Annotated in this window: 7 protein-coding genes and 3 pseudogenes; 2 read left to right on the forward strand and 8 right to left on the reverse strand. The window is 45.1% G+C overall.

Going from position 1 to position 14,266, the window contains the following annotated elements:
* Positions 1–243 precede the first annotated feature (243 nt).
* The 6 genes and pseudogenes from LG003_RS21395 to LG003_RS21420 form a co-directional block, all read right to left on the reverse strand.
* Positions 244–1,359 (reverse strand): metallophosphoesterase family protein, encoded by a 1,116-nt coding sequence (locus LG003_RS21395; protein WP_152964033.1) that lies wholly within the window; start codon positions 1,357–1,359, stop codon positions 244–246.
* Between the two features lie 648 nt (positions 1,360–2,007).
* Complete coding sequence (locus LG003_RS21400; RefSeq protein ID WP_262981597.1) at positions 2,008–6,702, reverse strand: RHS repeat-associated core domain-containing protein; 4,695 nt, start codon at positions 6,700–6,702, stop codon at positions 2,008–2,010.
* A 305-nt stretch (positions 6,703–7,007) separates the two neighbouring features.
* Positions 7,008–7,418 (reverse strand): annotated as a pseudogene (gene tnpA, locus LG003_RS21405) (IS200/IS605 family transposase).
* 167 nt (positions 7,419–7,585) lie between these two features.
* Positions 7,586–8,830, reverse strand: coding sequence for a hypothetical protein (locus LG003_RS21410; protein WP_262981598.1), 1,245 nt, complete (start codon positions 8,828–8,830; stop codon positions 7,586–7,588).
* Positions 8,814–9,164 (reverse strand): hypothetical protein, encoded by a 351-nt coding sequence (locus tag LG003_RS21415; protein ID WP_262981599.1) that lies wholly within the window; start codon positions 9,162–9,164, stop codon positions 8,814–8,816. Before LG003_RS21415 ends, LG003_RS21410 begins: the two co-directional genes overlap by 17 nt.
* Before the next feature lie 316 nt (positions 9,165–9,480).
* A complete protein-coding gene (locus LG003_RS21420; protein ID WP_262981600.1) occupies positions 9,481–10,062 on the reverse strand; it encodes a hypothetical protein in 582 nt (193 codons plus the stop codon).
* 240 nt (positions 10,063–10,302) lie between these two features.
* On the opposite strand from LG003_RS21420, the pseudogene LG003_RS21425 reads away from it, so the two are divergent.
* Positions 10,303–10,395, forward strand: a pseudogene (locus tag LG003_RS21425) (recombinase family protein); the annotation flags it as partial.
* A gap of 319 nt (positions 10,396–10,714) precedes the next feature.
* Here the strand turns inward: LG003_RS21425 and LG003_RS23575 are convergent.
* Both LG003_RS23575 and LG003_RS21440 read right to left on the reverse strand, forming a co-directional pair.
* Positions 10,715–11,318, reverse strand: a pseudogene (locus tag LG003_RS23575) (Tn3 family transposase); the annotation flags it as partial.
* A gap of 310 nt (positions 11,319–11,628) precedes the next feature.
* Entirely contained in the window at positions 11,629–12,252 is a 624-nt protein-coding gene (locus LG003_RS21440) for a recombinase family protein (RefSeq protein ID WP_262981603.1), read from the reverse strand.
* A 328-nt stretch (positions 12,253–12,580) separates the two neighbouring features.
* On the opposite strand from LG003_RS21440, the gene LG003_RS21445 reads away from it, so the two are divergent.
* Positions 12,581–13,657 (forward strand): DNA-binding protein, encoded by a 1,077-nt coding sequence (locus LG003_RS21445; RefSeq protein WP_262981604.1) that lies wholly within the window; start codon positions 12,581–12,583, stop codon positions 13,655–13,657.
* Positions 13,658–14,266: the final 609 nt, after the last annotated feature.

Below are 14,266 nucleotides of genomic sequence, written 5' to 3' on the forward strand. Positions count from 1 at the left end.
GGGCCGGAGGGGAAGAACAAGGTGAGATGACCGGACGTTTACAGAGAAAGGGGGATTCAGGCCATTATTGCCGATCCCTAAATCTTAGCGTACTTTAATTTCCCTTTCGCCAAACGCTCCCGGATAGGCTAAGTGTTGCATTTGCTATTTGAATCTCTGAGGGTCGCATCGCCCCCATTGGGGCGACATACCATGTAATTGATTGTGGTTTTGATACCCCGCAGCTTGCAGCGGGGTTGTTCATTATGGTTTTTTAGTCCATGGTTCCACTCTCGGTGGCATGTCACTGTTGTTACCAAACCAATCCGTCTGCTGAACACGTTCAGGTTTGCCAGTAAGCCCGTTATATGCGGTTACCGTTATACCGGAATTATCGACTGAAACAAGGAAATACTCTCCGTTAAATAGGGCTCCCGAAGTGAAATTTCGCACACCATAAATATTACCAGGGTTAATATTTATGGTGTGTGTATGGCCCGTAAAAATGAAATCCCCCATCCCTAACAATTTTGAGAGTTCTTCTGTCTGCGGGCATTTTACGTAGCTGTCGTTTTCACCCTTGCTTTGATAATCCCATGCAGTATGATAGTTGAGAATTACTTTGTATCCAAATTTATGAGCATTATTGATGTCATCAGTTAGCCATTTTAGGGAGTCAGAAATGTGTATATTGTAATCTGCAATACTGAGATCAACCGTATAAGTTGGACACATATTTAATTGTATGAAATGGACACCTCCATATTCGAAAGAGTACGCTAAACTACCATCTAACTGATACTTACCAGAACCTTTAGGTGGTGTGAGTTTATAGTCACTACGGACTATGTTCAATCCCGCAACTCCTCCATAGTTGCTTAATGGAACTCTATAGCCGAATTTCATCCATAGCTTATTAACAACGGAATTTCCTGCGCAATTATCAAAGTATGTATTTATTCCATCCGAACAGTCATGAACGTTGTTATTGTAATCATGATTTCCAAGGCCATATAGTATTGGAATACCCGCTTTAGAATAGGCCGCTTCCGTATCACGCCAAGTATTATCACGCCCATATTCCGTCATATCACCATTAACAATAACAAATTTTGCATCAAGATATCGCATGCTTTGATATGTTGGCTCTGTTCTGCTTTTCCATAAAGCTTCATTTTTAGATGAATTGGGGTCGCCATTATAACCTTCCTGATTATTATTTAGATGCCACGGCTGCGGATCTGAACCAATAATAAAGATAAATTTTTCCACTGCATATGCAGCGGGATTAAAATTGAATAATAACAAACAACATGCTATTGACTTGATTGATTTATTGCGCATCTTTTTTGTATCAGGAAATGAATTTATTTTCATCATGGTAACCTAAAGATAAACACCAAAAACTGCTTTTACTTGCCATATTTCAATATATTGGTTTGTGAATTCAACTTCGAAGTGCAACGCTAGGCCGCCTTTCTTAGTGCTGAAAACACAGGGCAAGAAAATGAGCGTTTTTGAGCGTGATTTGATATCAAAACAACGTCATTACCAGTCCAATCTTTTGGACTTCAAGGGAAAAATGGAGCACTATTCCTCGCAGCTATTTAGCAGGTTTAACAGTAAACAGCCTGCATCTAAAAATTACCGGAAACGAGCTCGACGAACATATCCAACACCTCAGTGCTGGATATGAGTACAGTATAATAGAAATTTATGAAGTTCAATACTTACGCACCATTTTCATTGCGAATTCGTTCATGGTTAGCGATTTGGAAAAGCGTTTTATAAAAATGCAGACCATTAAAATGGTTTTTCGGAGCTCCATTGTGCCAACGAATACGGGCTGATTGCACACACAAATAACCATTTAGCCGTCTTTTTAACCTGAAATCCATTTTTCAGGCGCACTTATCCTGCAGCCTGTGCCAGCAGCCACCGTTTGTTGTTTTGATGACTGTAAACACAATATATTGTAACTGTAGTACTCCATTTTTTATAGAAATCAAACTTTGCAACAGTGACGAATTACCATGGAGCTTCCTTGGATATAGGAAGTAGGATATCGTCAATCTCGTTTTCAAGAAGGGATAAATGTATCCTAGTGTACCCACTAGGGTTTATCTTAATTTCATATACCTTCTTAAACTTGTAGTTCAATGTCAGTCCATGTTCACCCATTGTTTGCCACGAGGCCTGATTTTGGAGGAAAAGCGCATCATAATCACTGCGCTTAGCATAAACCCCTACTTTTACAGGATCTCCACCAAATTCCTTTGCAGCTACTGATGCAAAGTCGTCAGCTATCCTTGTGCCTGGTGCAAGATAAAACCCGGGGCCAGCGGATATACCACCATTTTTGTTTATCATAGATCTTCTTAATCCGGAGAATATGCTGACAGGTTTATCATCACGTAGATTTTTTATATCGTCATCTAGATTGGTAAACTTATTTGATGTTCCATGATAGCCTATCAGTTCCATTTCCGGAGTTCGGAGGGGGGGAGTAGAACTCAGGCTCATAGAGCGATTTTTCCTGATAGTTTCTGCGACTGGGCGACCCGAGCTAACCAAACTGGGGATAGCATCGCCACTATCCCGAACAGTGATCGAGATGGTCTCCCCTTCGACTGCATCTTTCGTCGCCCGTCCAATACAGTCCACAACAATCGCAACGCCCCTCCTGACCCACCGACTTACAACACCATGCCCTGTCGGGTCGGTGAGGTTTATCGGGTCCCCTTCGCAGTAGATGTACGGATTAACCCCCCCATCCCCGAACGGACTCATGCTGTCCGGGCAGGTGAAGCGCTGCAGGGCCGGGTTATACGCCCGGTAGCCGTTGCCTAGGTGGTACTGGGTTAACGTATCATCCAGTCGCTCCCCATTGTAGCCCGTGACCGCAACGCTGTTGTCAGCGGTGTTAGTATCGCTGCTGCGCACCCCGTACGGCGTGAACGCGTGGCTTTCCGTTGTGTTACCGTCCGTCACCGACAGCACGTTGCCCATCATGTCCGTGCTGGTCAGCCAGGTACCGGCGTTCTTTCCTTTGCTCACCTGCGCGTACGGCGTCAGGCGGGTGCTGTTCTTCTGGTTATCTTCCAGATACGACAGCGTGTTATTCGCGTAGTAATGATGGGTGGTGGTGTCGCCCGTCGTCTGGCCGGCAAGCTGGTTACTGGCGTCATACCGGTAACTGCTGAGGAGGGTTTTACCGTCCGTCACGGCGTACAGACGTCCCAGGGCGTCATAGCGCAGAATACGACCCCGCTCATCCTGCGTCAGACGGCCAGCGGTGTCATACGTCAGGCTGGTTGGCGCATCGTCTTCTGCCGATGCAAAACTTGTCAGCTGGCACGGGTCGTCCGGGTTATTAAACCAGTACATTGTTGAGACCTGGGTCGCGCTTTTGTCCGCATAAGTGACTGTTTTCCCCTTCATATTCCCGGTGATGCTATCGTAATAAAAGGTCACTTCACTCAGGGGCCTGCCCGTTTCATCCTGCGGTGGGGTGGTACCGGTGACGGTGTAATTCATCAGCCAGCCGCGCTGCGCGTTAAAATCGTACCTCTCGTCCCGCAGATTTTCGGTGTTGCGGGTCGTCCTCCGGCGGGTCACCTGATGTTTTGGACTCCACGCCTGACTGATGGTCAGGGTGTCGCTTCCGTCCCGGGTCTCAATGGTAATGGTGCGCAGGGTTTCACGGCCGTAATCATCCAGCTCCAGTATGGTCGTTTTGCGGGAATCATTTTTCTTACTGGTTGCGGTCCACTGTGTGACCCGTCCCAGGGCGTCATAGACCAGTCTGCTGCAGACGTCCTGGTCCTCCAGGGTGGTGGGGCGTCCATGATTATCCAGGGTGAGAGTCTGCGACACACCGGCGTAATCCGTGGCGGTGAGGGGGGTGCCGCCCACCGTGCGGACTGACAGGCTGTTGCTTAGCGGAAGGGGCTGGTCATCAGACTGCACCGTGACCTTATCTGGTGTGCCCGATTTTGCGTAGTCGTACGTTGTCTTCTGCAGACCCTCGCTGTCCGACTGCAGGGCTCCCGTCAGTGGGTCATAGGTCCACTTCTGGCTCACCGCCTGCTCTGGCGTCGTATTTGATGTGGAGAGGGACTGCGGCACATCATTCAGCTCAGCGATATAGGTATAGTCTACTGTTGCGCCATCTGCAGCGATGATACGGGAAGGATGACGCTGATGCTCAGCGTGGTATTCAAAGGTTTCGGTGCGCCCGCCACTGGTCGTGCTCAGCAGGCGGCCCAGTCCGTCAAACGTCTGGGTACCCATCAGGGTTGAATGACCGCCGGTCACCACGCTAATGGAGACCAGGAGCTTCGCGGCGCTGAACGGCACGTAAGACCTGACGGTCTGCATCCCGTCCGGTAGGGTGGTCACCGTCGGACGGTTAAAAGCGTCGTATTCATACGTGGTGGTCTGTCCCAGCTCATCGGTCTGCTTGCGCAACCGGTTCCAGCCGTCATACTCGCTGGTCGTGGTGCTGTAAGGCGTGCTTTTGCCGGGCTGCGCATTTTTCGGGTACAACTCCGTCTTAACCGGATTGTGGTTATCGTCCAGCGTCGTGACCGTGATGCCGGAGGTGATGGAGGTGGGCTTCTCGCCCGACTGCCAGCTGCGGGTCTGCCAGACACTGTTATCTGCATCCGGAGCCGGCACAAGCACCGTTTCAGTGTGGGTGATGACGCCGTCCGGGCCGACTGACTGGCTCACCTGACCCCAGTTGTCGTACGTCTGCGTCTGCTCCACCGTCAGGTCAGGGGTAGTTTTGCTGCCTGCATTATGATAGTCATGATCGGTGCTGTTCACGCTGCGCCCCAGCACATCCCAGGTCTGCTGCTGCATCAAAAACTCTGGCTCCGGGTTGCAGCTGTCCATATCTACGTCATTTTTCTTGATGTGGAGCAGACGGCCCATCCCGTCCAGCGCATGGCGCACCTTGTTGCCGGTCGCGTCGGTGGTGGTGACAGATACCCCGCAGGTATCATCAACGGTGTAATCCCAGGTAGTGGTGTTTTTGTATCCCTCCACATTACCCTTGCAGCGCACGCGTGTGATCGGCCAACCCAGCGAGTTGTAGGTGTACCCTGTGACAATCCCCTTGCTGTTGGTCTTTTCCAGCACGCGACCGGTCATGCGTGATACTGTTTTCGAATGGGTCACCGTGAGACCATCATGGCTGGTCAGGGTGTAAACAGACGCCCGCGCATCAATATTTTTCCCGTCAACGCTGACGAGGGCATCGCTGAACGTCACGGCCTCGGTCGTCGTGTAGTCCGTGTTGCCGTCATGACAGGTCGTCTTTTTCCGGGTGAGTACGCCTGCGGTCTTTGCGGCGTTTGTCCCGTATTCACAGGTCAGGGTCTTCAGAAGCACGCTATCGGCAAAGTGTTTTTCCGTGGCTTTCATCACCAAGGCGCTGACGTCTGTCCCGGCATGCTCCGTCGTCGCATAGGTATACACGGTTTTATGCACCGGTGAGTTGTACGCGGTCTTGCAGGGTGTCACCGTCTCACTTTTCGTAAAGCGGGTAAACCCATTGGGTTCCGCCGGGCAGCCCGCTGCGCCACTTGCCGGGTAGTATTCCCACTCCGTCACCGTGCCGTCAGCATCCGTCTGTTTTGTCTGAGCACCCGATTCAGCAAATTCGGTGCGCACAATTTCAGTACGACTGAGAATATTCTTCCCGTCACTTTTGTCCGTCCAGGTGGTGGTGATTGATTTCGGAAACTGGAACTGGGGGGGCTGGTCGTCAAACGGAGTGTACTTCTTAGCATAATAGTCAATGTCTTTTACGGAAGAAAAATCTCCGCAGACCGTTATTTCATGTGTTTGCAGATGGAAGTTGTTGTATTTGCGTGTGATGACCTGGTTTTTCCCGGCATTGTTGTGGCGGGTTTCGGCTGACCAGTACTCATAATCAGTCAGGCAGGCGTACAGGTTGTCGTCAGTGCCACTCCACGAATTAATACCTGACTGGTATCCCAGATAGTTGAACGCTGAGTATTCGTAATCTGAAACCTGCTCAGGCTGCCCCGCCCCCGGCGTTTTTTTATACGTTATCACGTAAGGCATCACGACCTGCCCGGAGAGTGGAGCTGTGTCCGGGAACTTGTGTCCCTCCGTACTATTACGCGGCGGGTACGTGACGGTTTCAGTCATACCTCCCGGATAGGTCAGCGATGTTGCCCACTTTCCCATTGTCGTATCATCATACCCTATAGTCCATACCAGAGATTCCTTACCAAACGCTTCACGGGTGATGGTTTTCAGATAACCGTTATTGGTTGTCAGTACAACACTATAACCCTCGAGCGTATCCGGATAAAACGTGAGCGTTGTTTTGTTGCCATCGTAATCAATATTCAGAAGTACTGTCTCCGACTCATCACGCAGTCTTGACAGGTACATGACTCCGTTGAGGTTAACGGAGTCAATATGAAGCGTATATCCTTCCACACTGACCAGCTGTTTTGGCAACTTTAAATCGCCACCGTAATCAAATCCCTGCAGGAACTCAAGATCGCCCGAACAATGGATGATCTTGTAGGCCTTACCGTCCAGCTTTTCCATATGGTAACTATCGAGCTTTTTTTGCCTGATGTTTAGTTTATTTCCCTGTCCTGACCAGTTAACCTGGTATTGCTCACCGGTGGATAGCGACAGCCGTCCTGAGCTGGCATCATATGTTGAAAATCCCATCGAAACCCCATCACCGAACCCGATATCACTCCCCTGAGCTAGAGGAGAGTAACTCAGGGTCACAGGGAAATCAGGCCCCAGCCCTCCGTTTCCTTTAACAGTTCCCAGTGACAGATTGAGATTATAAAGTCCTGTCCGGGGATCTACCCCCCCGGAAATGGCACTGCTAAAATTTCCCGCTTGAGTGAAAAGATTATTCATACTCATTTTAGTCTCTCATGTTAATGGCATACAAAGTAAGTATCCTCCGGCAGAGCCGGAGGCTCTAAGGTTAGTTCCTCACCATGAGCCGCCCAAGGCGATTGCTATACGTTCAGTTTCATCTGATCGTACCGTCCATCTTCTCGCTCCAGGTTGCGTATGTAAGCCTTGATCGTTGCATCATCCAGCCCTACCGTAGATACGAAGTAGCCACGTGCCCAGAAGACTTCGCCGGTGAAGTTTTTGCCCCTGCCAAAGTGCCGGACTATTGCTATCGCGCTTTTCCCCTTCAGATAACCGACGATTGTCGATATTGGCGGAATGCTGATGCACATGTGGACATGGTCGCGCATCAGATGCCCCTCCAGAATCTGGCAGCCCTTCTGGTTCGCAAGCTCATGAAATATCTTTGTCGTAGCGCGCCATATAACCGCTGTTTTCGGCGCTCCGGGATATAAACTACGTGATATTTACAGTCCCATTTCGTATGGCTTAAGCTTCTGATAGTCTCTCATCATGAATCCTCATCTCTTGGCGGAGATGAGGATTTGCGCGACTGACTTAAAGGTCAAACCTTTCGGAGTCCCCCGGCAAAGCTGGGGTTACCGGATTAATTAGCTCAATTGCGTATGCATTTTATGTAAAAGTAACGTGGAATTTGTAAACGTCGTGCCATTTTTTATCAAATTACTTTAAAATCAAGGATGGCATCTTTATTATTTGGCTCGAAGTAATTAAAAGATAGATTACATGAATTTCCATATTTGTCATATATAGACATTTGCCCGCCATTATAATCACCATGTAAACTTGAGGCTTCTTTGGTATCTCTAAATCCGGCTAACCATTCTCGAACAAGAACAACGCAAACCCCATATTGCTCGTGAATTAGGCTTGAATCATTATTGGAAAAATCAGCGCAAATGCCACCAAAGCCAAAGTATGGTATTTTCGGTATTGAATAGGATGTTTTGTTAATATGCACTTTATCATCCGTGAATACCCCGCAAGCAATATAACCAGTGACCGACTTAATATAAAAACAATTGTCTGTAATCGGTTTGCACGGGTACGATGTTATAGCTGATTTAATAAGAGTGACGTGACTAATTTCACTATTATCAGGAAAGTGTACATAATATTTATCATAACTTATTCCATGTGCGACATTGTCACTCACTAAGGATGCAAAGACATCAGCATTCTCACCATAAGTAAATTTCTTTTTCGATAAAACATTTATATAACCCGAAGGGTTTGCTCCTGATGCACCGTAAGAATTTTTTACTGTATTAGCAGGATTTCCCGTGGGAGTGATAATGCAACCCAGTTGGAGTTTTACCGTGTCAATACTATCTGATTTATACAAAACATACAGGATGATATCTTGCTTACCCACGGAAAAATTTGATACGCCCATTCCAGACTGTAATACATACTCCCCCGCAGTGGTGCAATAATACGAGCCTGGCTTCAGTGTTTTTTCGTCCCCCACCTTTGGTGGAGATAACAGTTTGTTATATGGCTTCCCGGTTGCATAGTCAACCAGCGTGACAGCATTCGCGAACTCTTCATCGCTAACGGTAAATGATTTATTATTGACGTCTTTTGGTGTCATGTAAACCCTGACTGGCACCATACAAAGTCCATTGCCATATAAAACCGTTGGGTTGCTAGCACTGCCGAACAGAACAACAGAAACATCAACAACACTATCCCATCGTTCTGTGTAAAGCCAGTTGGAATTTGATTCTCCGTGAGGCGGGTAGTATTGATTGCTAATACTACCATCAAATTGTGCAGTATAGAAATCACCGGCATGGTAAATAGTGTTATTGGCATCATTAGGTGTTACCATAAAAATATTCCCCTTAGCGACAACAGTAGAGGATTTCCACACGCCCGGGTTATCATAGGTATAAGCCATTGCTAGCTCCTTCTTGGTTTGTAGGTTGAGTTAAACTATCAATTAGGGGTCCAGGGTGAGGAAGACTGATAGAAAAAGTAGGGTCTGAACCGTATGCCAAATGATCACCACCAGAGTCAGAGTCTGTACCCAGTTTTAATTGTAACGAATTATAATATTTGTTTTTTATTCTCACTTCTTGATTAGAAAACAGCTTAGTGAAAACTTCAGGGAAAAATTTGCTGACAAGATTTTTTCTTTCTACAACATGTAGATACATGAAAAATTCAAAAATTGCATTTTTTCCACATTTAATGAAATTTTCAATAACATCCATAATATTATTTTTTTTCATCTAATTCTGCAAAATATAATAAATAAGGTTTCATAATTCCGCTACACATGGTTTTATTCAACTCATTGTTATACATAGGATTGTTGGTAGATAAGGTGTAGCACTATTTTGGAAAGTTATTTATATCAGAAGCTTTTTCAAATTCGTGGTGTAAAAACAACAATCCTTATAATTCACGTATTAATATAATGTTTATTAATGCTATTTATTCTATGTGAGTTGGGTAAAGCATGATTCTAGTGATATGTATCTATCCCACACATTCAGTATTAATCACATTATAACTAAAATTGTTATTTTTTATCCTAATTATAAACTATACTAACATAGGTGGCTCTACTTTTTGTTTTTTGAATCTCACAGTCTGTTCTTGTATTACTTCAGTTTTATTATCTACGCTATCCATTGCCTCATAATAACCCATGCTATATATATCTCCTCTGATTAGTCTGTATGTTTTGCCTTTTATTATTTCTGGCCATCGAAAGAATTTTGATGGTTGGTTATTTTGAGATGTTTTTCCGGGGGGGACTAAAGTTAGTATCTCATTGGACATATTTGTACTAGACTCGATGGATACAAAAATAAAATCATTTAATATTCCACCGGAAAACCCCCAAGGAATAAGTAATATTTTACTGAGAGATAGGGTTACAGAGGAACTTGTTGCTATAACGCTTTGCGATTCATAAATCGTATATTTCCTTTCTTCTTCTGATTCGAAAAGAACATATTCGTTCATATAAACGCTTGAGCTCCATACTACACTGGGCCTAATATTGATGAATGATCCACTACTATCTCCTGTATGCCCATTTCCTATCATCGCTCCAGGATACTTTGGATCTCCTCCGTATAGATGATATACACTAACATTTTTATCTTCTTTATTATTCATAATTAAACACCATTATTTATATATATTTTGGATGTAAATTTATTATAATGCCTTCCTGTTTTTATAAAAAAACCATTTCGCTACAAATAAAACCCACCTCCCTGAACTGACCTATTATCTTTTTTGGGTGCACCCAAAAAACAGTGTAATAAGACAGTTTATATGTCTTATTAGGTTTTTTTGTCTCATCACCATGTTACGTTTTCTTCATCTAAAGGCAAACGAGACTCTTTCACCATTATAGTACTTTACGGTTACGCCTGTGTTTCATCCCACGATCAAAATTTCGCTCTACAAACACAAACTCTTCGCAATGCAGGCTGTGAAATCATTCCTGTTATTCCTTAATCGGATAAACAATCGAAAACCCACGTTTTTTATCTACCCAGTAAACCTTCGAGATCATTATTGGCATGCTACCGCCCCTAGACAGTTACCCAGTATTTGTAAAATTCGTTTTCCCTTTAAATAACAAATTAATAAAATTTAACCAAATACCTTAATAAATCCAGAAATCAACGGTAGATCACGATAAATTAAGATTTATACTTAACTATTAAGTTTAGATTACAATTTTCAAAATACAAACGTAATGAAAAATAAATTTACGTATTTGGATAAATAGGACCAGCGGGGACATTTGAACAGAAACTTACGGTTTTGCCCTGTCGGTAGGCTCTGTACCGTAAGGTTCCCCATCAACAAAATAAGTGCCATGGGGTAATACGTGTTTATAGGGTAGTAAAGATATATGAGCTAATACATCATCATCTATAACTTCACCATTTTCACGTAACCCTTTAACAATGTTGCTTATTCTTGATGTGTTCCAGTACAGGATTGCATTGGATACCAGACTCAGGGCGCTGGCCTTATTCATGATCTCTTCGTAATCACCGGTCGTGAATTCGCCCTGGTTTGCAAAAAAAAATCCATCGAGGCAACTTATGTCGGTATTCGCCTTTATTGAGCTGAAGCTGAACGGTACGACGTAAATCCTGATCAGTCAGATAACGCAGAATATATTCCGTCTTAATCAGTCGTCCCAGATTGGTGAATGCCTTAGAAAGACGATCAGATGGAAAACTGTTGGTGAGCCGCTCTACGATGATATGGGCCGGCGCTGTACGTTTTTTGAGAGATTGCGATACGTGAATCATCTCATCCCATTGTTCCTCAATAATGTCCAGATCTGCCGTTTTATTCAGTAATGGTGTGAAAACACCATAATTAACCATGCGGTCAACCCGATAGGTGTAGCGGCCTGGCAGGAATCAAAGAAAGTAGATCTTTTGATTATGTATCGGAATTATCGTTTGCGCCGGGTGTAAGTATCTGGATTGAACTTGATACTGAGGCGATTTATCAACATTTAGCCGATACTTATCATATAGAGTTAAAAGATGTCAGTTTACGTTTCGGTGAGATTTGTCTTAGGAAAAAAGACGACGAAGAAACATGGTGTTATCATCCGTTTTTTGGGGTCTACATTGATTGGCTGTTATGAGTGAATTAACTACTAGACTGCCGCACAGGCAGACAAAAAAGTAAAAGTTGTTTTAATTATCAAATAGTTGACCGTTGTTTAACCACTCTGATTACGGTTCTTTCTGAAACACCACATAACCTCGCAGTATCACGGATGCTCTGTCTGTTTTTAACCCGAAGCTCTATGATTTTTTCATGCAATTGATGATCTGCCTGACGTCCCCGGAATTTACCGGCCACCTTGGCTTTAACTATCCCTTCCTCTTGGCGCCGGCGACGGTCCTGATAGTCTTTGCGAGCAATGGCGGCTAGCATATCAAGCATCATTCCATTAATAGCCTTAAGCATTGAAAGGGTAAACTCATCGTCAGCATGTGTTGCAAGAGCCATATGGCTCGTCGGGAGGTCAAGACTGACAACAACAAGGTGTTTTTCTTGGATAAGATGCTTTAGTTTTTGCCAGCCCTTTTCATCTAGGCGTGAAAGTCGATCAACCTGCTCGATGAGAATAATGTCACCAGGTGCGGCATCATCAAGCAGTCGTAAAAGTTCTGGCCGTTGAAGTGATGCCCCGGATACATTTTCGATGTACCAACTTGCTAGCCGAAATCCTTTTTCTTCAACAAAGGCTTTCATCCTATTTTTTGCTCGGAGAGCATCCTGTTCTTTTGTTGATGCTCTGAGGTAACCGTGGATGTACATTTTTCACCCATTTGTGACGTTTAAGTGATGATCATAATATACGTGACAGATAGGTGATGATCCAAGGGGAAAATGACAACACCTTAGGCTATGACATAAGGGTATACCTTATTGTCATTTATCCAGCGTAATTTAACGATATAGGCTTTCATGGTGAGCTGCCGGCTAAAAACCTGCCAATTCCAAAGTTTTTTATGCTTTCCATTTTGATGAATTACATCACAAAACGTTACGATGTCACGGAATAACTTTCTTTATTTCTTTCTTTGTTTCTTTCTTTGTTTCTTTTGTTTATAATGTGTGCATATTCAGACGGAGGATAAAAAATATGCGTCCAGTTACATGCACACCGGAAGACATCATTGAGGCGGGAAAAATTCTGCAAGCGGAAGGCCGTAATATCACCGGGTTTGCGCTGCGTAAAAAAGTCGGAGGCGGTGACGCCAACCGGCTGCGTCAAGTATGGGATGAATATCAGGCGGGGCAGTCGGTTGTTGAGCATGAACCCGTTGCAGAGCTGCCGGTCGAAGTAGCCGAAGAAATGAAAGCCGTATCAGTGGCGCTTACAGAACGCATCGCGCAGTTAACGTTAGAGCTGAATGATAAAGCGGTCAGAGCTGCAGAACGGCGGGTTGCCGAAGTCACCCGCGCGGCGGGTGAACAAACGGCGCAAGCCGAACGCGAGTTAGCAGATGCTGCACAGACCGTTGACGATCTTGAAGAAACCCTTGATGCGCTGCGGGATGAACACAGCACCACGATTGCCGCGCTGGACGAAAGCAGGGGGAAAGAGCAGTCTCAGGCCGTAGAGCTGGCGCAACTGCGTGAACGTTTGGCCTCTACGGAGAAACGACTCGATGAGTCAGAAAAGGCGGGGAACAAAGCCGTAGAACAGCACCGGCAGCAACTGGCCGATAGGCAGGACAGACTAGAAGATGCTGGAAAAAAACTGGCTGAAGCAGTGGCCGAGCTTCGAGGCACTAAAGAGCAACACGCCGGGGAAGTGAAGGAGCTGAAGGCACATCATGCCCGGAATGAAGAGGAACTGAAAAAACGCCTTGATGCCGCCGAGAAGAAATTGGCTGAAGCTACCACAAATCACGCAGCTGAGCTACGGACTACTAAAGAGCAGTTCTTTGAGGAAATGAAAGCACTGAAGGCGCAACATGCCCGGAGCGAAAGCGACCTACAAAAACGACTCGACGAGGCCGGGAAATCCGCCAGTGCAGAACTAAAAGCACGACAAACAGCACTGGATAAAGCACTGAAAGAGGCAACCGAAGCGAGGGAAGCGAAAGCGGCCATGACTGGTGAGCTTAAGGCGCTGAAATCGCATAACGAACAACTGGCGGCGTTGCTGGCCGGGAAAAAAGAACCAGAAGAGCAGGGAAAAACGAAAAAATAATTCAATAAATAAAGGTATTGATGATGGAAAAATTATATAGGCTATCAAATAAACCAATCTTAATATTCTCTCTCATATATATGATGACGTTATCCATATATATTCTGCTTAGGGAAGCTGGTTTTACTCTTGCTCAAGCGTTCAATGCTAATGTTATAGGCTTGTTGGTTCTTATGTTTATGGCAACGCTTACATTCTTACGGCTCCTTGACAAAGATGAGCATAAAAATGCTCATAAAAACATCCTGACAATAAGATCCATAACTTTAATCTCTTAGGGTCTAATTCCCCGCCCCTTGGGGCGAACTACTCTGTAGTTGGCCATTGGTTTGATACCCCGCTGCTTGCGGCGGGGTTGTTCATTACAAATAATGAGTTATGCAACTTTAATTATGATAACGCCATCTATATTAGAATGATATGTGATTATGCGGGTCTTGCGTCTGGTGCAATACTGCCAACACTTCAATACGGAGAGCATGAAATTGTGTGGGGCACTACATTGGTGTTTATGCTGCTATAGCTAATGTAGAACCATCAATCTTACTCCGGCTAGCTCATTAATTCTGATGCGGAGAGCATTTAAACGATTGCCCCACGGATTTTTAT

Origin of the sequence: Photorhabdus kleinii (assembly GCF_025384885.1) — a bacterium.
In the GTDB taxonomy this organism is placed as follows: Bacteria; Pseudomonadota; Gammaproteobacteria; order Enterobacterales; family Enterobacteriaceae; genus Photorhabdus; species Photorhabdus kayaii.

What these genes read in the sequence shown, in the direction of transcription:
- LG003_RS21395 (WP_152964033.1), bottom strand. Translation starts at nt 1,359, where the DNA reads ATGATGAAAATAAATTCATTTCCTGATACAAAAAAGATGCGCAATAAA.
- LG003_RS21400 (WP_262981597.1), bottom strand. Translation starts at nt 6,702, where the DNA reads ATGGGATTTTCAACATATGATGCCAGCTCAGGACGGCTGTCGCTATCC.
- LG003_RS21410 (WP_262981598.1), bottom strand. Translation starts at nt 8,830, where the DNA reads ATGGCTTATACCTATGATAACCCGGGCGTGTGGAAATCCTCTACTGTT.
- LG003_RS21415 (WP_262981599.1), bottom strand. Translation starts at nt 9,164, where the DNA reads ATGAAAAAAAATAATATTATGGATGTTATTGAAAATTTCATTAAATGT.
- LG003_RS21420 (WP_262981600.1), bottom strand. Translation starts at nt 10,062, where the DNA reads ATGAATAATAAAGAAGATAAAAATGTTAGTGTATATCATCTATACGGA.
- LG003_RS21440 (WP_262981603.1), bottom strand. Translation starts at nt 12,252, where the DNA reads ATGTACATCCACGGTTACCTCAGAGCATCAACAAAAGAACAGGATGCT.
- LG003_RS21445 (WP_262981604.1), top strand. Translation starts at nt 12,581, where the DNA reads ATGCGTCCAGTTACATGCACACCGGAAGACATCATTGAGGCGGGAAAA.